Genomic DNA, 21,545 nt, shown 5'->3' with positions numbered 1-21,545 from the left:
AATTTTGTTAATTCTGTTCCCCCTTTAGGGGGTTAGGGGGCTAAAACGCTATTGCTTTTAGCCTCAATCCTGCGCGCTCATCCAAACCAAACATAAGGTTCATGTTTTGAACTGCCTGGCCGCTGGCGCCTTTAAGTAAATTATCCATAATACTGATAATAAAGATTTTACTATCAAATTTCTTAACCTGTATAAAACACTTATTGGTGTTTACAATTTGCTTTAAGTCGATGTCCCGATTAGTAACATGCGTAAATGGATGCGCAGCATAATATTCCTTATACAATGCAAGCGCTTCCGCTTCAGAAAGATCGCTCTCGGTATAGATAGAGGCAATGATACCTCTTGTAAAATCACCGCGGTAAGGTACAAAGTTAATGGCCCCCCAGCCCCCTGAAGGGGGAGTAAATGAAACTGCCGCCTGGTTAAGCGACTGGTTGATTTCATTTAAATGCTGATGGTTAAAAACCTTGTAAACAGACAGGTTATCATTCCTCCAGGTGAAGTGTGAGGTAGGTGATAAGCTTTGTCCGGCTCCTGTAGATCCTGTTGTGGCCGTGATATGGACTTCGTGTTTTAGCAAACCTTTTGCAGCCAGCGGCAACAGGCCCAATTGCAAGCAGGTAGCAAAGCAACCCGGGTTAGCAATGTTATAAGCTGTTTTGATAGCTTCCCGGTTTAGTTCAGGTAAACCATAAATAAAGTTTTTATTTTTTAGCCGGGCACTTTGATTTAATCTAAAATCCTGGCTCAGATCTATCACTTTAATATTATCGGGAATTGCATTTTCTTCTAAAAATTTCTTCGCGTCTCCATGCCCCACACAAAGAAATAGTACGTCGATATTGTACGCAAGTTCCGATGCAAATTGCAGATCAGTATCACCAAATAGGTCAGTATGTACTTCGTACACATGTTTACCGGCGCTGCTGGTGCTGTGTACAAATATGATATTAACATCAGGATGATTGACGAGGATTCGCAGCATTTCACCGCCGGTATAGCCTGCGCCGCCAACAATGCCTGCACGTATGGCAGGCGAAGCCCCCCGGCCCTCTGAAGGGGGAGTAGGATTACTTTGATTATGGTTAATGTAATTATCGCTCATCATATTTAATTTTGTTCCCGCTTTAGGGTGTTTGGGGGCTATACATTAACCCGATCATTTTTGGTTGATGGTGTTGAGTATAATATAAACTCCAGATCTGTGCTTTCTTTATTGGCAATAAAATGTTTCTGACCGGGCTTTATTGCTATGCCCTGTTCTGGTTTTAAAACACAGGTTTCGCCGTCGATGCTAAAAGTTGCCCGGCCCTTTAATATGAAAAAGAATTGTGACGCGTGTTCATGGAAATGTGAAGCCTCTGCAGTATCCGGTGGCATCAGTTCCTGTTTGATGGATAAAGCATCTGTGTCTACATAATTCCAGCCATAGCAATCGTCGCCCCAGCGGTAGTGGCTCAGGCATTCGCTCCGCGAAAAAACCCGCGGTGCCCCCCAACCCCCTAAAGGGGAAGTAAAAGTTTCTTTATTGCTTTCGTCGTTCATCGTAGTTGAATTTAGTTCCCCCTTTAGGGAGTTAGGGGGCTTCGGTGCCGTTTACTTTATGGTAGATCATCACCTGGTTACCAAATATCTTGCTGAATCCCTTCACATCGTCACCGCTCCAGGCGTTGTTCATCTCACCGTAGCTGCCAAATTTGTTCGACATCAAATCGTGTTCAGACTCGATCCCCACTACCTGGAAACGGTATGGGTTTAACTGTACAAACACTTTACCGCTTACTTTTTTCTGCGTATCCGTGAGGAATGCCTCTATATTCCGCATGATAGGATCGTGAAACTGCCCTTCGTGCAGCCAGTTACCGTAGAACATGGATAATTGATCTTTCCAAGATAACTGCCATTTGGTAAGTACGTGTTTTTCTAGGGTATGGTGTGCTTTGATGATCACCATTGGTGCGGCTGCTTCAAACCCAACGCGGCCTTTAATGCCGATGATGGTGTCACCTACGTGAATGTCCCTGCCAACACCGTATGGCTGTGCAATAGCCTGCAATGCCTGGATCGCATTGGCCGGATGTTCAAATCGCTCATCGTCAATAGCCACTAATTCGCCTTCTCTAAAAGTAAGGGTTAAGTCGCGGGTTCCTGTTTCCGTAACTTGTGTAGGCCAGGCTTCTTCAGGTAAACCAAGGTTGGATGTCAACGTTTCCTTACCACCTACAGATGTTCCCCAAATACCTTTGTTAATAGAATACTTGGCTTTCTCGAAGTTCATCTCAACGCCGTGCTTCTTCAGGTATTCGATCTCTGCCTCTCGGCTCAGCTTCAAATCGCGGATAGGGGTGATGATCTGTACATGCGGTACAAGAATGTTGAAGATCATATCGAAACGCACCTGGTCGTTACCGGCACCGGTACTGCCATGTGCAACGTATTCGGCACCAATTTCTTTGGCGTAGTTGGCTATGGCGGTTGCCTGGCTCACACGCTCGGCACTAACCGATAATGGGTAAGTGTTGTTCTTCAATACGTTACCATAAATAAGATAGCGTACACAGGTATTGTAAAAGTTTTCAGTTTCATCAACCACGTGGTGGCTGGTTACACCCATTTGGTAAGCGCGTTCTTCAACGCCTTTAAGTTCTTCCTGGCTAAAACCGCCCGTGTTTACAATAACCGAGTGAACTTCGTAACCCAAGTCGCGGGTTAAATAAATGCAGCAAAATGAGGTGTCTAATCCACCGCTGTATGCAAGTACTACTTTCTTTTTATCCATTTTATGTGTGTTGGAAAGACGCGATGTATCACGCCTCTACGGTTATTATATTTTCCTAAAGACGCCTATGTTCGCATCTCATTTAAATTCTTAATTAAACTCGAATGACATGACGTGATCAAGGCGTTTTTTAATTGCCGCTTCGATGCGTTCTAAAAGGGTTGCCTTATGCGTTATCTTTTTCATTTTCTCTTCGTACTGTTTCTGCACTTCGGCCGGATCGAATAACATGGCGGTGCACATACAGTTTTTACGTCCCTTGGCGGTCAGGATATCAAAGTTTACGCAGCTTCTGCAGCCTTTCCAGAATTCCTCGTCCTGGGTAAGTTCAGAATATGTTACCGGTTCATAGCCTATCTCCGAGTTGATTTTCATTACCGCAAGGCCGGTGGTTAAGCCAAACAGTTTTGCCTCGGGATATTTTCTGCGCGATAATTGGAAAATCTCGTGTTTGATTGCTTTGGCTAAACCTACCTTGCGGTATAATGGGTTAACGATAAGGCCGGAATTAGCAACAAAGTCGCCGTGGCTCCAGGTTTCAATGTAGCAGAAACCCGCCCAGGTGCCGTCTTTATGCAAAGCGATCACCGCTTTGCCTTCCAGCATTTTATTGGCTACATACTCCGGCGAGCGTTGCGCAATGCCTGTACCGCGGGCTTTGGCCGATTCTGCCATTTCATCGCAGATCATAGGGGCAAAGTCTGCATGTTGTGCAGTGGCTACCTGTATGTCAAAATCTTGTATGGTCATTATAATAGAAAAATTACCGTTAAATTACTGGCTTTTAAAGCCATAAATAATTAGAGGGACTTGATTTGAAGAAGTTTAGCAGGCTTCTTGTTTTGCGGGGACGAACTAAAAGCTAATTCAAACCCGCGGGATGAATACCCGTCGTCGGCTGGGAGAAAGGAATAAAACAAATGAAACTAAAGCAGCAGTAACCGGAGCAAATACAGCCCTGGCAATCAGCTTGTTTAAGTTTTCTTTATTCATTAGATATGAATTTATTTGTCTTTTTAAATTTTGTGCAAATTATTGCATAATAATTTACTTATGCAAGAAAAAACTTTTATTATAACAATAAGGTTAGATACCCTTGTATGCAAACTAATAACCCATTACTGGTAACGCTGGCGATAGATGCCAAAAGCCAGTTGTTTTTCAACTATTTAAGGCAAAAATATTTCCCCGCAGATATTAATTACCTGGATGCCCATTTAATGCTTTTCCATAACCTCCCGGCAGCGGAAAAAAGTATTTCAGCTGAGTTAGAACTAATGGCCCGAGAAACTACCACATTTAATATGGAAGTAACTGATGTAGCTTGTATTGGCAGGGGCGTAGCATATAAAATAGTTAGCCCGCAATTATCTTGGTTACATAAACAACTTCAGCAGCAATGGCAGCGTTGGCTCATCCCGCAGGATACCCAAAAACTGTGGCCGCATATTACGGTACAAAACAAAGTTGATCATTTTGCTGCAAAAGCATTGGCTATCGAACTGGCTGCTGATTTTGAACAATTTGAGGTAACCGCTACTGGCTTTCAACTGTGGGAATACCAGGGAGGCCCCTGGGAGTTCATCAGCCAATATAATTTCAGCAAATAATTATAGCTTGTTCACTATATCCGCAAGGATCATATCCGCATGGATGCGGGAGTTTTCTATAAACCACAGGTGTGTATCTAAACCGCCTACAACCACGCCAGCCAAATACATGCCGGGCATATTGGTTTCCATTGTTTCGGGGTTATACGCTGGGATGAATTTATCTTCGGTAAGGTGGATCCCAAGTTTGGCCAAAAAATCAAAATTGGGCTTGTAACCGGTCATTGCCATTACAAAATCATTCGGGATGGTTACCGTTCCATCCGGCGTTTCAATATCCACCTCAGTTTCACGTACCTCTTTCAGGCTCGAATTAAAATAAGCTTTTATACTTCCTTCCTTTATTCGGTTTACTATATCAGGCCGCACCCAATATTTCACCCGGCTGCTCACTTCACTGCCGCGAATCACCAGCGAAACGTTTGCCCCCTTTCGGTAGGTTTCTAAAGCTACATCTATTGCAGAATTGCTGCTGCCAACCACTAACACGTTTTGCATGGCATAATAGTGCGGGTCTTTATAATAATGTTTTACTTTAGGAAGGTTTTCGCCCGGAATATCCAGGTTTACCGAAATGTCGTAAAAGCCGGTACTTAATATCACCTTTTTAGCATGATAGGTTTCTTTTTTGCTGGTAATTACATAACCATTACCCTCTTTCTTTACATCCTTAATTTCCTCAAACAGGCGTATCGGCAACTCGTTGCTAACGGCAACGCGGCGGTAATACTCCAGGGCTTCGTTACGGTTGGGTTGCTTGTTGATGCTGATGAAAGGCACTCCGCCAATCTCCAGCTTTTCACTGGTTGAAAAGAAGGTCATGGTGCTTGGGTAATTGTAGAGAGAGTTAACCAGGCAGCCTTTTTCTACAATAACAAAGCTAAGGCCCGCCTTTTGCGCCGCTAGTCCGCAGGCTAAGCCAATAGGGCCGCCGCCAATGATGAGGATATCCAACATAGTGCGAAGATAAATAAGAGTGGGCTAAGTATAGAAGGAATATCGAATAATGAATTTCGAATGTCAAATAGGGGGCAGGACATAGTTCAGCCCATTGTCCGGGCTGGTACGAGGTCAATTCGCCTTTAAACTAAAAAAACGCGTGCTTAAACACGCGTTTTTAATTTTGTGCGGTGAGGGAGGGATTCGAACCCTCGGTACAGTTGCCCGTACGTCAGTTTAGCAAACTGATCCTTTCGGCCTCTCAGGCACCTCACCAGATATTGAAAAATAAACTCCCTTTTTTCGGGATTGCAAATATAGCAAATCGCCACTCGTGTCAAAAAAAAATTTGAGTTATTAATTACGGCGTTGATTTTGTGGCTGATAAAATTGAAATCAGTAGTAAATTCTCCTGCGTAATTATGTTGCCACACTAGCTGGGCTGCTAACTGCCGAATGAACCGCCGCTTTTGGTAATCATTGTGATGGCATCTTCGCGCGATTTGTTTTCGATCAGCATCATGAATTCTACAGGTCCGCCTTCTTTGCCGCATCCAAAGCACTTAAAAAAGTTCTTTTTGTCGCTAACCATAAGCGAGGTGGAATTGTCTTTGTGAAAAGGGCAACGCCCTTTCAGGTTCTTACGGCTTTCTTCCAGCAAAATATATTTAGAAACAATGGAAACAAGGTTGGCCTGTACAGGGGCGGAAATATTATCGGTATACATAACGGGTCGAAAATAAAGATTTGAAGGTTTTTGTGCAAGGGGGAAATCCGCTTTATTATCAACCAAAAAGGTTACTTTCACCTAAATGGCTGCGAATCAGTTTCAAAATGGTGTCTCCAAAATCTGTTGCTTTTACATCACCAACGCCTTTAACTTGCGAAAGCTCTTTTAAGCCACGCGGCAGCTTGGCAGCAATATCCCGTAATGTGTTATCTGATAGGAGGTTGTATTCCAGTACTTTTCGCGCTGCACTTTCGGCAAGCCGACATTGCACCAGTTTTTGGTAAACTTCCGGATTAATGATCTCTTTCTCTTTTGGTAAGGCTTTAGCATTCCAGTTCTTGTAAACCGGTTTGTAGCCGATGCCTGCTTCCTGCATGGACGATAGTACCTCATCTATCTTGGTTGCTATGGGCAGACGCATAAAGGCCGCAGTTTTGGTTTTTAAATTAACCAGGACAAAGTTGAGTGCCTCATAAAACTCTGCGGGCAGGTCAGCATCTTTATTGTTTTGGTAATTACTATTAAGATCCGCGGCAAATGCATTTAGTTTAGGAACGAAATAAGCGGCGGCCTGCTTTAAACGATCTGCAGCTACGGGAATCGCTACGAGTTCTCTACGGTTGAATCGATCACCAACGGCTGAAATATCCTTTTGAAGAAAGTTTGTCGTGTGTAACAGCGCATCGCCGGGCGGCCACATTTGGCTTAATTGCAGCCATGCGGCATGCAGTATCGAAAAGTCAAATATATCTTTTAGGGTTTCCAGTTCCAGTTCTTTAATCGTATTTTCCAGCAGCTGCCTGTCTGGTGCGCTGGTTACCGCGTTTTCCATAAAACGGATGATAGACGGATCTGTGCGGATGTTTTCCGGGCGAACCGGGGCCTTAAGAATCATCCCGCCCATGGTACGGCAACGGCTCAATGCCACATAGGCCTGGCCAAAAGCAAAAGCTGCATCTACATCAATAATCGCTTTATCGAACGTGAGACCCTGGCTTTTGTGTATAGTAATTGCCCACGCAAGCCGCAGTGGGTATTGCGTAAACGATCCGTTTTCAGATTCGTTTACTTTCTGCTCCGATGCTGACAGTGCGTAGCCTACATTTGTCCACTGTTCTGCAACGGCCTCAAACTCGCTGTCGTCATCTAAAAAGGTTAGGCGAATACTATTTTGCGATATAGCGGTTACTCTTGCTGTACGGCCGTTATAATACTGTTTTTTGCCAGAACTGTCGTTCTTGATAAACATTACCTGTGCACCAACCTTAAGTACCAGTTCTTCTTCTGCCGGGAAACCTTCTTTTGGGAAATCGCCACTAACTGTAGCTTTAAAAGTAATGGCTTCACCGTCCAATTCGCTCAATCTTGATTGGTTGATCTCGCTTACCAGTTTATTATGGGTAGATAGGGTTACGTAATCCTTTAACCAGTTAGCGTTTAAGTTAGCGTCATAACGGGCGTTTAGCGCCAGCAGGGCGTCGTTACTTGCTTCCCCGTTGCGGATCTGGTTAAGTATATCCACAAATAGCGGGTCTTTTTGGCGGTACACTTTAGTCAGTTCAAACGTAAGCACCGGGAATTGCCGAAATGCCAGGCTCTGGAAAAAATAGGGGCCTGCGTAAAAGCTCTTAAGGATATGCCAGTCTTTTTCATACACAGGTGGTAGCTGGAACAAATCGCCGATCATGAGCAGCTGCACGCCGCCGAACGGCCGTACCGAACCTTTAGCCTGACGAAGTACGGCATCAATATAATCAAGTGTATCAGCCCTCACCATACTGATCTCATCAATGATAAGCAGATCTAGACAACGCAGGATATTTGCTTTCTCCTGGCTCAGCTGTTTTAAATCCAGCCGGCCATTGTTTGGCACCTGTGGACCGAATGGGATCTGGAAAAATGAGTGTATGGTAACACCTCCCGCGTTTATTGCAGCTACCGCAGTTGGGGCAACTATAGCCAGGTTTTTGGTGATGTTGGATTTTACATAACGCAAAAAAGTGGTTTTGCCGGTGCCCGCTTTCCCGGTTAAAAAAATGGGCCGGTTAGTTTGCTGAATAAATTGGAGAATAAGCTCGTGTAAAGGATCCGGAACCATAGTGGATAGATTGCCCTGCGGTGTCAAAACCGCATTGGTAAATGAGTGCTAAAATAGTTAGCGAAGGTAAAGGTATCACTGTGAAAATAAAAATTCTTAAAATGTTTTTCGATTTCATTCGTCTATAGTTGTAGAAATGAAAAAACGAATCCCTCTTTTATTGCTCATCATCCTGGTGGCAGATCCTTATTTTTACCATGCCGTTTCAACGCTTACCGCTAATCCACTGATATTACAGGCCTATTGGTTGATAGATTTGCTGATCATCTGCGGCTTCGTATTGATAATTTTAACGCGCCAAACCCGTTTTGTTCCGGTATTAATGACGCTGGTGCTTTTGTCCATTGTGCCTAAAATAGCCGGGGTACCGGTACTGCTGCTGGAAGATATCACCCGCTTGTTCAGCGGTTTTATGCCGAGAAGTGTTTGGGTGAGCGAACTGGCTGTTGCCATTGCTGCAGTGCCTTTTTTTGGGTTGCTATACGGGCTGACCTTTGGCCGGCATGATTACCGTTTACACAAAGAAACCTTGTACTTTAATGATCTTCCGGAGGCTTTCGACGGTTTTACCCTGACACAATTATCGGATATTCACTCAGGAAGTTTCACGAGTGCAAAAGGAGTAAATAAAGGAATAGCTATGGTTAACGCCCAGAAAAGCGACCTGATCTTATTCACCGGCGACCTGGTGAATAATGCCGCATCGGAAATGGATCTGTGGATCCCGGCATTCTCTGAATTGACCGCGCCATATGGGAAGTATTCGATACTGGGTAATCATGATTATGGTGATTACATGAAATGGGAGAGTAAGGAGGCCAAGTCCGCTAACCTAAACCGGCTTAAAGCTGTACATGGGCAGATTGGGTTTAGCTTACTCTTGAATGAAGCCGTACGTGTTAATAAAGACGGCCAAAGCATAGCACTTATCGGGGTAGAGAATTGGGGAAAAGGTGGTTTTCACAAATACGGCGATCTGGATAAAGCTTCAGCGAATGTTCCTGCCGGTTCCTTTAAAATACTGATGTCTCATGATCCATCCCACTGGGATGCCGTTACGCTGAGCCATAAACAACACATCCATCTTACATTATCGGGCCATACCCATGGTGCCCAGTTTGGTATCGAGCTGTTTGGCTTTAAATGGAGCCCAATAAAATATGTTTACGAACAATGGGCCGGCCTTTACGAAAAGGCAGGGAGGTATCTGTACGTAAACCGCGGTTTTGGTTTCCTGGGATTGAAGGGCAGGGTGGGGATCTGGCCAGAAATTACGGTGATAACACTGAAGAAAAAATAACCGACAATCATAGAGATATTTCTGTGTAAAGTTTTACCCTGATACTGATCCAGGTTGGTTATCTTGGCCCAACAATGAGTAAAGTATTTACGATAGCAGAGGGCCTGGAAAATATGGGTGCTTTACGCACCGGCGGGCAAGGCTCTGTTTACAAGGGCAGGCGTACCGGCTTTATTTATTCGGCTATTAAACTCATCCCTACTCCAATTTATGCGGAAAATATAGCTGATGATAAAAATTATCGCAACTTCCAAAGCGAGGTAGCCAAGCTGCAAAAGGTAAACGAGTTTCCTAATCCTAATATAGTAAAGATCCTGGGTTGGGGATTAACCGAAAGCGGCTCTTTTCCATTTATCGAGATGGAGTACATAGACGGGCCAGATCTTGGAGAATTACTGCACACACCAAACGATAAGATATTTACCATAAAGGAATTGCTTAAAGTAGCCGACCAGTTGGCCTATGCCTTGGCGCATTGCCACAAATTGGGCGTGAAACATGGCGATATCAAAAGCAATAATATAAAATACAATATACACAGTGGAAACTATGTGCTGCTAGATTTTGGTTTGGCTATAATGACCGAAGAACAGCGCCGGAGCAGTATGCGCACTGCCGGAGCGGTTGAATTTATGGCTCCTGAACAATACGATGGCAAAATGCTGCTGCAAACAGACGTTTATAGTTTCGGTATCATTTTATATGAATTACTGGCGGGTGAGGTGCCATTTCCTTTAGATAACGAAGGTCAAAATGGCCGCAACACTATAATGTTGCAGCACATGAACGCGCCGATACCCGATCTGCTTGAAAAACGAAAAGGCAATATGCCGGCGGGATGGTCAGCAGAGCAAATAGATAGGGAAACGAGTGTGCCTGAATGGCTGGTTAAGCTGATTTACAAATGCCTGCAAAAAAATCCGGGCGATAGATATCCTAATGGTGATGCTTTATACAAGTCATTGGCCCTGCATCAAACCCAATTCGGCAATACCCTATCGGTAGATTTGCCAGTTACCAGGAATGTATCAGTAAAGTCGGCCGAACTAACAAATGATCATTCCGAAGCCTCAAAAATTCAAATCTCCAAATTTGTATTCTGGGGTTTATTGCTATCATTTGGTATACTACTGGCTCTTACTGTTTTTGCCGTTTTGCTTTATAAGCACCACCCTTTTGCATTAAAAATTTACAGCCACAGCTTAAGCATCTTCAGAAGTATTTTTGGGAAAAGCCAGTCGCCCTTAAAGCGGTAATGTTGAGCTATGCTCTTTGCTTATTTTAAAATCCTTATAACAAAGCGAAGGCTTTATTGTAATTTCATGGTCGGATATTCGTTTCTGGGGTAGGCATATCACCCTGATATTTTTTTGATAAACATAGATGAGTAAAGTATTTACAATAGCAGAGGGTTTGGAAAACCTTGGCGCATTGCGCACAGGTGGCCAGGGTTCTGTATACAAAGGTAAGCGAACGGGAATTATTTATTCTGCGGTTAAACTGATCCCGACACCAATTCATACCGAAAGCGGCGATGATAAAAATTACCGCAATTTCCAAAACGAAGTTGCCAAGCTGCAGAAGGTAAATGAGATCCCTAATCCCAATATTGTAAAAATTTTAAGTTCCGGGGTTACCGAAAGCGGTTCGTTTCCATTCATCGAAATGGAATACATTGATGGGCCGGATCTGAATGAATTACTAGCCCCGCCGCATGAAAAGATCTTCACCCTAAAAGAATTGCTTAAAGTAGCCGACCAATTGGCCTGCGCTTTGTCGCATTGCCATAAGGTGGGAGTCAAGCATGGCGATATCAAAAGCAATAATGTAAAATACAACATTCACACCGGTAATTATGTACTGTTAGATTTTGGACTCGCCATTATGAGTGAGGAGCAGCGACGCAGCAGTATCCGCCATGCTGGTGCCGCCGAATTTATGGCACCGGAGCAACACGAAGGTAAAATGCTGCTGCAAACTGATGTTTATAGCTATGGCGTGATCCTGTTTGAATTGCTTACCGGCCAAGTGCCATTCCCCTTAATTGGCGAGGGAGATACCGGCCGAAACGCGGTGATGCTGGGGCATATGGAATCTGAAGTGCCCGATCCGATCAAACTTCGTAAGTTGAACCTGCCTGAAGAATGGCCTGAAGCTAAAATGCGCCAGGAAATGCAAGTGCCCGGCTGGTTGCTAAACGTTATTGCCAGATGCCTGCAAAAGAAACCGGAAGACCGGTATGCAGATGGTACAGCGGTACACGATGCTATTTCTGCAGGAAGTCTATCGGCAGAAAATGCCTTGCCCAAGATTGCAGCCGTATCGAAACCAGAGTTGGATGCTTTAAAAAGCGAAAACAAAAAATTACAGGCCCAAGTGCTGGCATTGGAGACGGCCGAGCCTGATGATAGGATAGCGCCGCTGCAAAGTGATGACGAATCTAAAATGGTGGTATCCAAGCTCGCTTTTAATGCGCTGGTTGGTTTACTAATGCTGTTTGTATGCTTCTCCATTTTTTCAGTATTTATTAAGAAAGATGCCCGTTTGCCAAATGGTACAACTGTAGTGCAGGATTCTGTACCAACCAAAATGGATACAGCGGCAATGAGCAACCCACAAAACAATGATGTGCCGGCAAATGATGTGTACCTCAGGCAGCAACGTAAAGATTCGATAAAAAGATTAAGAGATAGCCTGATCAAAGCGACCACCGACAGCATGGCAAATGCCAGAAGAGACACAGTGAGGACAGACACAGCGAATTAAATTGATACAGTGAAAATTGTATTTGTTTCAAACAACTAATAAAATTTCAAGTTCTATAAAAACATAATTACCTTAAGAATCACAATGGAATCGAAACCCAATTTTTGGCAGCGAATAGGTATACAGGATTGGTTTTTAACAACCGAAAGCAGCGGCGTGAATGGCAAGATACCCGCACTTACACCGGATAGCGTTTACAGTTACATCGTGGATAAATTCAGGGATTCTATTAAAGATCTCTCTTTTGCCGACAGAGTTGTTTTTTATCACGAGTTCATAATCAGTTTTAATGCTGAAGATTACCGCGAGTTTGTGGAAACCAAACAGGGGCTCTTCGGTCTTATCGTTCAGGAAACAGTAAAGAAATTTTATGAAATCCTGAGCGAGTACCGGTTGGCCGGCAAAAGAGTACAGCCATCTGGCTCCAAATGGGTTTTCCGTTTAGTGTCGCACCCGGATTACCAGCGCGGAGATAAAGGGTTTATGGGTAAACTTTTGCCTGATAATAATGAACCTGCCAAAAAAGACGAAAATTTAAGGGTAACTTTTATCCCCCGCCAAACCGGTATCGCCCAAACTTTTGATGTCAATCAGGATATATTAAAGGGATTTACTTATTACAGCGAAGGCTATTTCGAGATCCCTTACCAGGAAGATCTGGAATACAGCGAAAAGGAATCGATAAAACAACCGGATAAAAGCATCGCCCGCTTTGAAACGATTATACCCGATAAGCAGTTCGCCGGTAAAAAGGTAGAGTATTTAATGAAGGATGATGACGTGATCGTATCCGGCAGTGACGAAACCAGGGAAGAATCAAATATTTTCAAGGTGCCATCGGAGTGGGTAAATACCCCGCATTTACAGGTACGCTATAATAAAGCCGACGGTAAATTTTACCTGGCATCCTTCGGCGAGATGACTACGCTTAATGAAATGTCTGTTCCTACGAGTGATATTAACGCGCCGAAGTGGGTTGATCTGCCTGTTAACTCTCGCATTTTATTAAATGGTATCATCGGTTTAAATCTTTTTAAATCATAAGCTTATGTCCCATATCTTATCCATAGGTTTATTGACATTAGTAGTATGCCTGCTGGCCACTCATTTCGTCGACATAAAAAATTCCGGTAAAAATAATGGCTGAAAACTTTTTTGGATTAACCGATACAGGTAAGGTACGCAGTAATAATGAGGATACCTTTATTGCGCAAAAGATGGGCAGCCAGCTGATATTGGCTACCGTGATTGATGGCGTAGGCGGCTACAACGGTGGCGAGGTAGCTGCAGCCATAGCACGCGAGCAAATGCTTAACCACCTGAGCGACTACACAGGTGATATCATACCTGCTATGATGGAAGCGTTTAAGAAGGCTAATAACGCTATCTCTGCCAAAAAGCAAGAAGTAAAAGAGCTGGATAGCATGGCCTGTGTAGCTACAATGGCCGTTATTGACAGCGGCAAAAACTTATTCTACTATGCCCACGTGGGCGATACGCGGCTTTATTTGCTGCGCGATACTACACTTGTTAAGATTTCTAAAGACCATTCATTTGTAGGTTTCCTGGAAGATTCCGGCCGTTTAACGGAGCGTGAAGCGATGGATCACCCCAAACGGAACGAAATCAATAAGGCACTGGGCTTTACCAGCCAAATAGATGCTGACGAAAGTTTTATTGAAACCGGACAATCGCCGTTCTTATCGGGCGATATGCTGCTGCTTTGCAGCGATGGCCTTACCGACATGGTGAATAAAGGTGACATCACTGATATTATTACGCAAAAGATTTCCCTGCAGGAAAAAGCCAATAATTTAATCACTGCTGCCAACAAAAACGGCGGGCATGACAATATCACGGTGGTGCTAGTGCAAAACGATAAGCCATCACTGCAGACCAATTTAACAGCACCAACAGTAGAGTTAAAAGAAAGCCAGGAACCGCCCGCCAGTGTAAAAACTAACAACGGGTCTATTAATGTTAGCCCATCCCCAATAATTGAAAAAAAGAAAGAAGCAATGCCCGCAAAAAGCAGCAGTTTATTGACCGTTATACTCACCATACTTTGCCTAACGTTTTTAGGAGCAGCCATTTATTATTATCTCCAGTGGCAAAAAGAAACCAACCGACAAACGACTATTACAGCAATAGCAAAAGTCACCGACAAGGAGCCGAGAAACGCCCAGGAAATTCAGCTGCAAAATGCGATTAACATGGCAAAAGGTGACACGCTGACGCTTGTGGATACAGCATACAAGCAACCTGTGATCATTTCCGATACAATTGATATCAGCAAGCCCAGGCTCTTTATAAAAGTTAAAGGGAATCTTATTTTACAAGCCGATACAAATTACAAAGGCCCGGCGTTTTTCATCTCATCTAAAGCTATAACTACCGGGTTTGAAAATATTAAAATCCAAGGTTTTAAGGTAGGTGTTAGTGCTTTTAACAGTGACGTAAAACTGCGGAACGTAGTTTTTGTAACTTGCGGAACAGACTTACAAAAATCTTTTCTGTTCCCCCCGGGTAGGGCCATTAATGAAGGTTTTCCGGTGACTGTACTATACGCTGATTCTGTAAAAAACAAACCCGCTAAGTCTGTCAATGGAAAACGTTAAGCCACAAGCCGCCCCTGGCCGCGGTAAAGAGCGGGTGTTTTTATTGCTTGTGGCCATTCTTTTTTCGTTACTATTTTACCGCTTGTACACCGTATTGCAACTGCGTTTCACCGATGTAGATAAACGCCTGGCTGAAGGCACAATGGTAAACCTTAACGATAAAGACCCAGCCGGCGAAATTCACCGGCTGCTCAGCAAGGGCTATTATTTTGACGATAAGCGTGACATCGATCTGATTACGAAGACGGTTGGTGATAATATCGGTATCGGTGTAAAAATTGACAATGTAGGTGAACTAAATAAGAAAAAATATTACATAGTGGCAGATGATGCCTTTGCCGCAGGTGGCGAATCTTTTAAAGCAAGGGTAAAAGCTTCGAGGTCATTATTAGGCTACACCGGGGCAGACTCGGCGTTGTTCGTTAGCGAAAAAACTTCTCCCATAAAATTACCGGAAGCCACCGACCTGGCTATGGGGAGCTTCAGCATTAGCGGTTCAATCTTGAATAAAACGGTACCTGTGCCAGGAGTCTTGATACGGCTGGATTTGATTTTACCGCAGGACAGCCTTTATAACGATGAAGAAATTGCCGAAGTTAAAGCATTAATCCAGCGTGGCGAAGGCTTCCAAAAAACATTGTATCCGGATAGTGCAGGCAAACCTAAGTTACAGGAACTGACTGCTTACGCCCGGACAGATGCATCTGGTGAATACCACTTCAAAAACTTGCCAGATAATAAGGCATTTAAGATACTGCCGCTGCAACCCGGCTATCAGTTCGGTACATCGCAGGGTACCGAAAAACTGGATGAAGATGCTGTTTTTAACTTTAACCAGGCACCGCATACGGTACGACTTTTCTCCACCCGAGATTTTAATATATTAAAAAAAGAAAAATCGCTCATTATCCGTACACCAAACGAGTTCAATGAATGGTTTTGGATTATTGGCGGCAGTTTTATCGGCGCTTTTTTATTCGTACATCTTATCCTGTCATGGCGCTTCCCCACGGCAGATCAATTGATTCTGCCGGTTGTAATGATTCTTACCGGGCTATCTTTCATAACCCTGCTCAGTTTGCAGGATCCGCTCAGAGACCGTTTTCTCGCTAAAGATTCGTTGGTATATCTTGGTATCGGACTGATAGCTATGGTGGTGATGCTGTTCTTTAAAATGCGCCGCTTTACTGCTGATTCCTGGTTTTACCGGGTTGTCTTATTCAAAAATAATGACCGTGCGGGTAATGGCTGGCCATGGGCAGTGATTGCTGCCGGCCTGCTTGCAATGACTATAGGTTTTGGAACAGGGCCGGAAGGAAGCGGTGTTAAGGTTAATCTCTTCGGTTTTCAACCTAGCGAAATTGTAAAATACCTCATTATTCTTTTCCTGGCGGGATTTTTTGCAGCAAACGAGAAAATGATCAGCGAATACACCAGCTGGACAAAACGCTGGTCTTTCTTTGCCTTTGCGCTTATTGCCATTTTAGTAACCTTAATGCTGTTTCTGTTGCTGGGGGATCTTGGTCCGGCGATGGTAGTCTGTTTTACCTTTATTGCGCTGTTCTCGTTTTCACGGGGCGATTTTATGTTCATGGCTATTGCCGTAGTTGTTTATGTAATGGCATCGTGGGTGCTGAAAAATGTTTGGCTCTCTGCGCTGGCAACCACAGTTGTGGTAGGCTTGCTTATGCTGTTTCAAAGGAAGAAACTCAGCGAATCAGCTATTATGGTACTGGTGATTATGGCTGCATTCTTAACTATCGACCAGATCCCGTATCTGGGTAAGATCTTCCCGGGCCCGGTGCAGCGACTGGTAGATCGTAAAGCCATTTGGATAGATCCCTGGAACAACGAAGTATATGGTGGTGACCAGGTAGCAAACGGGCTTTGGGCGATGTCCAGCGGTGGCGTATCCGGCCAGGGTGTAGGCGAGGGTTTCGCTAAAACCATTCCCGAGGCACATACGGATATGATCCTGCCTTCTATGGGTGAGGAGTTCGGGTGGACAGGAATTACTTGTATTTTTTTACTCTTCTTGCTCTATTTACACCGTTCTATTATCATTGGCCGGCGAACGGGTACACCATTTCTTTTCTATTTATGCGCAGGCGTGGGGGTTTCCACATTTGTGCAGTTTCTGCTCATCGCCGGAGGTTCTACCGGGGCGCTGCCATTGTCGGGAGTGTCGCTACCTTTTCAAAGCTACGGAGGTTCTTCACTGGTGGCTAATCTGCTGGCTTCAGGGTTTTTGCTCTCTGCATCTTTGGTTCGCGGAACGCCTGTGCAGATGACGTATATCTCCAAACAACAAGATAAAAACCTGGTGCCTGCATTAATTGCCGCAGTAATGGGGGTAGCCTTGCTTACGGTAAATGTATCGCGCTATCTGTTCGATAACAAAAAATGGGTGGTACAACCGGCTTTGGTAGCCGATAAAAGCGGCGCACGCATGTTTAGCTATAACCCGCGGATAGCCATATTGATGAATAGGTTACAAGCCGGTTCTATTTATGACAGGGATGGCGTATTGCTGGCAACCAGCAAAGCGGAACTTGTTAAAAAACAGTTCGCTAAACTAACAAGCGCCGGTGTTGGTAATTATAATATCGATTCGGCCATGCACAAAAGGCTCGACAGGTATTATCCGTTTGAAGATCAGATGTTTTTTTGGACAGGCGATGGCAACTCGGGGGTGTTTAACGGAAGCAGTAATGGTTATTTTGCTGAATATGAACACGCTGCTGAATTGCGCGGTTTTAAATTACCGACCACTAATTACAACGTTACCGCTAACCGGTATCGTGAAGACCGTTTCCTGGCGAGGGGGGTAAAGGAAATGACAGTAGTTAAAAAAGACTATAGCGCACTTTCTCCATTGTTATTGGCTGGCATCAATAGTATGGCGGTAGACTCTTTTAAACAGCGCAACCGTGATGTACAGTTAACTATGGATGCCGGTTTGCAAACCAGTATTCAAAAATCGATGGAGACCGATACATCGCTTTTGGATAACCGTGTATCTGTTGTGGTGATGGAATCTAACACCGGCGATGTGCTGGCGTCCTCTGTGTATCCGCTGCCGCCAGTTCACGACTGGGAAAACCTGACTATGAGTACAGCAGAACAAAATCAACTCAGCCAATGGATGACCACGACAGACTTGGGCTTTACTTACGCCTCACAGCCTGGTTCTACGGCTAAACTGATTACCTCGCTGGCATCATTTAATAAAATAGGGATGGCTGCAGCAAATAAGAAATTTCCGGTGGCAGATTTCGAGCGGATTCGTACCAAAGGCTTGGAGCCGGATGAGACCGGTTTGATTTCCTTAGAGCAAGCGGTTGTAAAGTCGAATAACGTATACTTTATCAAGTTAGCTAATCAGGAGCATTTGCAGGAAGAAATGGCTACATTATATATGCAAACTGGTATGTTTTTACATGGTGTAGGCGGTTATTACTTCGGCAGGCAAAAAGAAAATGCTGCACAGGAAGAAAAATGGCGCGCACTATGGCGCAAAACAGAGTTTAATACCAAGCCAAGGTATGATCCTAACAATATCCGCCGTACCAGAGCTAAAGGTATTTCCGGAATGTCATGGGGGCAGGGTGAATTAATTGCTACACCTGCTTCTGTTGCGAGGCTTGCATCAGGTATCGCTAATAATGGTACCATGCCTAATAATAGGTTTGTATTGAAATTTAGCGATTCGGCTACAACGGTACACCCGGGTATTAGGATAGCCAATGATCCGCAATACGCCCGGCTGATGCGTCATTACATGATAGAACAGAGCGCGCCTAAAACTTATACACTTGGCATCGCTGTTGCGGGTAAAACGGGTACGCCGGAGCGCATCTGGAAAAAACAGCAAATAAATGATGGCTGGTATGTTTTCTTCGCACCGAAGCAAAGGGGTGGAGGAAACATCGTAGTTTGTGTTCGGATTGAATCTACAAAGGGGTCATCGGATGCGGTAAAGCTGGCAGGGAAACATGTGATACCATATCTGCTGAAAAAAGGCTACATTAAGGGTATAGTTGATCAAATAAATTAAACGGGATTAAAGTGACACGAATGTATTTATAGCACATTCGTAAATAAAATTATACTGGAATAACATGATATTTAATCTATTCGGCAGTGATGCTAGTGATCGCCCGGACGATGTGAAAGGCGTACGAAACTCCTTATTGCAATTCATCAAACAAGAGCTGCAAAAAGCGGAAGGGGGAGAAGGAAGCAATATCAAAGGTCTTTCGCTATATCTTACCTGCAATACATCCGACAGGCATATGTACGAGGCGGCTGTGTACGCCGAGGAGCCTGGTAAATTTAAAGATGAGGTACAAAAAATAGCCGACGATTACGACTTAGGTTTACCCGAACGCTGGATACTTGACGTTTTTTTTGACGAACAGGTACCCGAAGAAGCCGTTAAGCTTAAAAACCTTGATGCTGCATTTTTTATTAAAACCAGCAAGCATTTTATCAAGCAAATAGCAACAGCGTACGTGAGGGTTCTTAATGGTGAAACAGAACTGGCAGAGTACAAATTAACATCGGGCGCATACAAGATCAATATAGGCAGGGACAAGCGGGCGCAGGCAGATGATGGTTTCTTTCGCACCAATCAAATCGCTTTTCCTTCAGAAAGTGGTAACGCGGCAAACAAATATGTGAGCAGGCAACACGCGCACATCGAGTGGGATGTGGAGAACCAGCGCTTTATGCTTTTTGCAGATGATGGTGGTGTGCCGCCGCGTAACAAGGTGAAAATCCGCGAAGCTAAAAATGAAAATGTGATTAAATTACACTCGCCAACTATAGGGCATGGCTTACAAGAAGGTGATCAGGTGATATTGGGTGAATCTGCAGTTTTAGAATTTAGCTACCAACCACTTACAAATGAGTAAAGTTTTTACCATAGCAGATGGTTTGGAAAATTTGGGTGCCTTGCGAACCGGGGGGCAGGGATCTGTGTACAAGGGCAGGAGAACAGGGTTGATTTATTCGGCAGTTAAGCTTATACCCACCCCCGTGTATGCGGAAAACGGTGACGATAAAAACTATCGCAATTTTCAAAATGAAGTAGCCAAGCTCCAGAAGGTAAACGAGATCCCCAATCCCAACGTTGTAAAAATGCTGAGTTTTGGCATTACCGAAAGTGGTTCATTTCCTTTTATAGAAATGGAATACATCGAGGGGCCCGATCTGAGCGAATTGCTGCAACCGCCTCACGAAAAAATCTTTACCCTTAAAGAGTTATTAAAAGTTGCCGACCAGCTGGCCTGTGCACTGGCACACTGCCATAAAGTTGGCGTTAAACATGGCGACCTAAAAAGTAATAATGTAAAATACAGTACTAATACAGGCAATTACATTTTGCTCGATTTTGGGCTGGCTATCATGACGGAAGAGCAGCGTAGGAGCAGTATCCGGAATGCCGGAGCTATAGAGTTTATGGCGCCTGAACAGCATGACGGTGTTATGCTTACCCAAACAGATGTATATAGCTATGGTGTAATTTTGTATGAGTTACTAGCCGGCCAGGTACCATTTCCATTGCCGGGTAACGGTGATACGGGTAGGAATGCCGTGATGATAAAACACCTGGAAGAGAAGATTCCAGATCCGATTGCTTTGCGCAAAGCAAACCTGCCGGAAAGCTGGGAAACCTACAAAAGTACCGTAGAACTGCAGGTGCCGGAATGGTTACTCAAACTTATTTTAAAATGCTTGGAAAAAAAGCCAGAGCATCGTTTTACTGATGGCAGCGAGTTACATACTGCTATTGTTAACGGTAGTCTTGCAGCTCCTGGTACAGAAGTATCGCCTCTTGGCCCATCTACATTGCAGGGGCAAAACGAAAAATTGCAAACCCAGCTATTTGAACGAAGCGACCCTGCAAAAGTAGGGATGCTGAAGATGGATGCCGGAGTTGTACACATGTCAAGGGGGCTCTTTTTGGCATTGATCACCATATCGATATTATTTATCGGGCTGTATGCCTATTCGGCACTTACTCATAAAACACCGGTTGCCGATGGCTTTGATCCTTATATTTCAACGGGTAAAGTAAATCCATACCAATCGGTTATCTTCGTCAAACGATATGACCTGGATGCCGCAAACCGCAAGCGCGAATTGCAGGTGGCCAAACTAAAAGCAGATTCGATTGCAAAAGCCTCAACTACTGTACGGAAAAAGGCGGCGGCAACACATGTAAAAAAGAAAAGGAAGAAGTTTTTAGGAATCTTTTAAACCGGTTACTAAAGTAGGTTTTGCGTTAACAGTGAAATATTTTGCGAATTATTACCGATTTGTAATCAAATTCTTGATTAGTATCATCTAGTTACAGATCCAAATCATCAGTAGCCCGGTTAAACCCATGAAATCTGGTGGCAAAGCCGCCTACCAAAATATATGCCACCTCATTATTATTAAGGCTTCTCCAGAATTTTAATAATTCATCATCCAGCATGTCCATTATTTGTGGCGAATTATTGCTTTTTTCAATACTGCATTACGACGGAGCATATCAGTAAAAAGCCGAAATTTCTCCATATCAGAGCGATAAACATCTTTTTTTAAACGTTCGGTCTCCGTTATTGCCTGTATGGCTTCAGACTGAGGTAGCTCGCTTTTTTGTTTTGACATATTACTAATATACAAAATTGTAATAATAGCTGTCAGATACCT

Annotated in this window: 15 protein-coding genes, 1 tRNA gene and 1 pseudogene; 9 read left to right on the top strand and 8 right to left on the bottom strand. The window is 44.0% G+C overall.

The genetic code is table 11. The features are described from left to right. Window positions 1-40: 40 nt before the first annotated feature. The 4 genes from A0256_19410 to A0256_19395 form a co-directional block, all read right to left on the bottom strand. The gene (locus A0256_19410) at window positions 41-988 is read right to left on the bottom strand and encodes an N-acetyl-gamma-glutamyl-phosphate reductase (protein AMR34625.1); all 948 of its coding nucleotides are present in this window, start codon (window positions 986-988) and stop codon (window positions 41-43) included. A gap of 158 nt (window positions 989-1,146) precedes the next feature. Continuing rightward, a complete protein-coding gene (locus A0256_19405; GenBank protein ID AMR34624.1) occupies window positions 1,147-1,464 on the bottom strand; it encodes a cupin in 318 nt (105 codons plus the stop codon). 115 nt (window positions 1,465-1,579) lie between these two features. Next, the gene (locus A0256_19400) at window positions 1,580-2,782 is read right to left on the bottom strand and encodes an argininosuccinate synthase (GenBank protein AMR33431.1); all 1,203 of its coding nucleotides are present in this window, start codon (window positions 2,780-2,782) and stop codon (window positions 1,580-1,582) included. Between the two features lie 90 nt (window positions 2,783-2,872). Further along, a complete protein-coding gene (locus A0256_19395; protein AMR33430.1) occupies window positions 2,873-3,532 on the bottom strand; it encodes an acetyltransferase in 660 nt (219 codons plus the stop codon). A 350-nt stretch (window positions 3,533-3,882) separates the two neighbouring features. On the opposite strand from A0256_19395, the gene A0256_19390 reads away from it, so the two are divergent. Further along, a complete protein-coding gene (locus A0256_19390) occupies window positions 3,883-4,392 on the top strand; it encodes a hypothetical protein (GenBank protein AMR33429.1) in 510 nt (169 codons plus the stop codon). Here the strand turns inward: A0256_19390 and A0256_19385 are convergent, their stop codons facing one another. From A0256_19385 to A0256_19370, 4 genes are all read right to left on the bottom strand, one after another. Further along, a complete protein-coding gene (locus A0256_19385) occupies window positions 4,393-5,349 on the bottom strand; it encodes a hypothetical protein (GenBank protein AMR33428.1) in 957 nt (318 codons plus the stop codon). It lies immediately after the preceding gene. Window positions 5,350-5,520: 171 nt separating this feature from the next. Beyond that, window positions 5,521-5,607: transfer RNA gene (locus A0256_19380), tRNA-Ser, on the bottom strand. Between the two features lie 169 nt (window positions 5,608-5,776). Next, the gene (locus A0256_19375) at window positions 5,777-6,139 is read right to left on the bottom strand and encodes a hypothetical protein (protein AMR33427.1); all 363 of its coding nucleotides are present in this window, start codon (window positions 6,137-6,139) and stop codon (window positions 5,777-5,779) included. Next, window positions 6,117-8,159 carry a hypothetical protein gene (locus A0256_19370; protein AMR33426.1) on the bottom strand — a complete coding sequence of 681 codons (2,043 nt, stop codon included), beginning with the start codon at window positions 8,157-8,159 and terminating at the stop codon, window positions 6,117-6,119. Before A0256_19370 ends, A0256_19375 begins: the two co-directional genes overlap by 23 nt. A 136-nt stretch (window positions 8,160-8,295) precedes the next feature. On the opposite strand from A0256_19370, the gene A0256_19365 reads away from it, so the two are divergent. The 8 genes and pseudogenes from A0256_19365 to A0256_19330 all read left to right on the top strand — a co-directional run bounded on the left by A0256_19365 (window position 8,296) and on the right by A0256_19330 (window position 21,107). After that, the gene (locus A0256_19365; protein ID AMR33425.1) at window positions 8,296-9,459 is read left to right on the top strand and encodes a phosphohydrolase; all 1,164 of its coding nucleotides are present in this window, start codon (window positions 8,296-8,298) and stop codon (window positions 9,457-9,459) included. 74 nt (window positions 9,460-9,533) lie between these two features. Further along, window positions 9,534-10,715 carry a hypothetical protein gene (locus A0256_19360; protein AMR33424.1) on the top strand — a complete coding sequence of 394 codons (1,182 nt, stop codon included), beginning with the start codon at window positions 9,534-9,536 and terminating at the stop codon, window positions 10,713-10,715. Between the two features lie 127 nt (window positions 10,716-10,842). Continuing rightward, window positions 10,843-11,730 (top strand): annotated as a pseudogene (locus A0256_19355) (serine/threonine protein kinase). Between the two features lie 579 nt (window positions 11,731-12,309). Beyond that, window positions 12,310-13,269 (top strand): hypothetical protein, encoded by a 960-nt coding sequence (locus A0256_19350; GenBank protein AMR33423.1) that lies wholly within the window; start codon window positions 12,310-12,312, stop codon window positions 13,267-13,269. A gap of 95 nt (window positions 13,270-13,364) precedes the next feature. Next, window positions 13,365-14,843: a hypothetical protein gene (locus tag A0256_19345; protein AMR33422.1), complete on the top strand. Its 1,479-nt coding sequence runs from the start codon at window positions 13,365-13,367 to the stop codon at window positions 14,841-14,843. Beyond that, window positions 14,830-18,900: a cell cycle protein gene (locus tag A0256_19340; GenBank protein AMR33421.1), complete on the top strand. Its 4,071-nt coding sequence runs from the start codon at window positions 14,830-14,832 to the stop codon at window positions 18,898-18,900. Before A0256_19345 ends, A0256_19340 begins: the two co-directional genes overlap by 14 nt. Window positions 18,901-18,964: 64 nt before the next feature. Beyond that, window positions 18,965-19,759 (top strand): hypothetical protein, encoded by a 795-nt coding sequence (locus tag A0256_19335; GenBank protein ID AMR33420.1) that lies wholly within the window; start codon window positions 18,965-18,967, stop codon window positions 19,757-19,759. Then, complete coding sequence (locus A0256_19330; protein AMR33419.1) at window positions 19,752-21,107, top strand: hypothetical protein; 1,356 nt, start codon at window positions 19,752-19,754, stop codon at window positions 21,105-21,107. Before A0256_19335 ends, A0256_19330 begins: the two co-directional genes overlap by 8 nt. Window positions 21,108-21,545: the final 438 nt, after the last annotated feature.

It is taken from the genome of Mucilaginibacter sp. PAMC 26640 (genome assembly GCA_001596135.1).
GTDB lineage: Bacteria > Bacteroidota > Bacteroidia > Sphingobacteriales > Sphingobacteriaceae > Mucilaginibacter.
The sequence above is the reverse complement of the archived record's forward strand: the minus strand, read 5'-3'. Positions and strand labels throughout refer to the sequence as shown.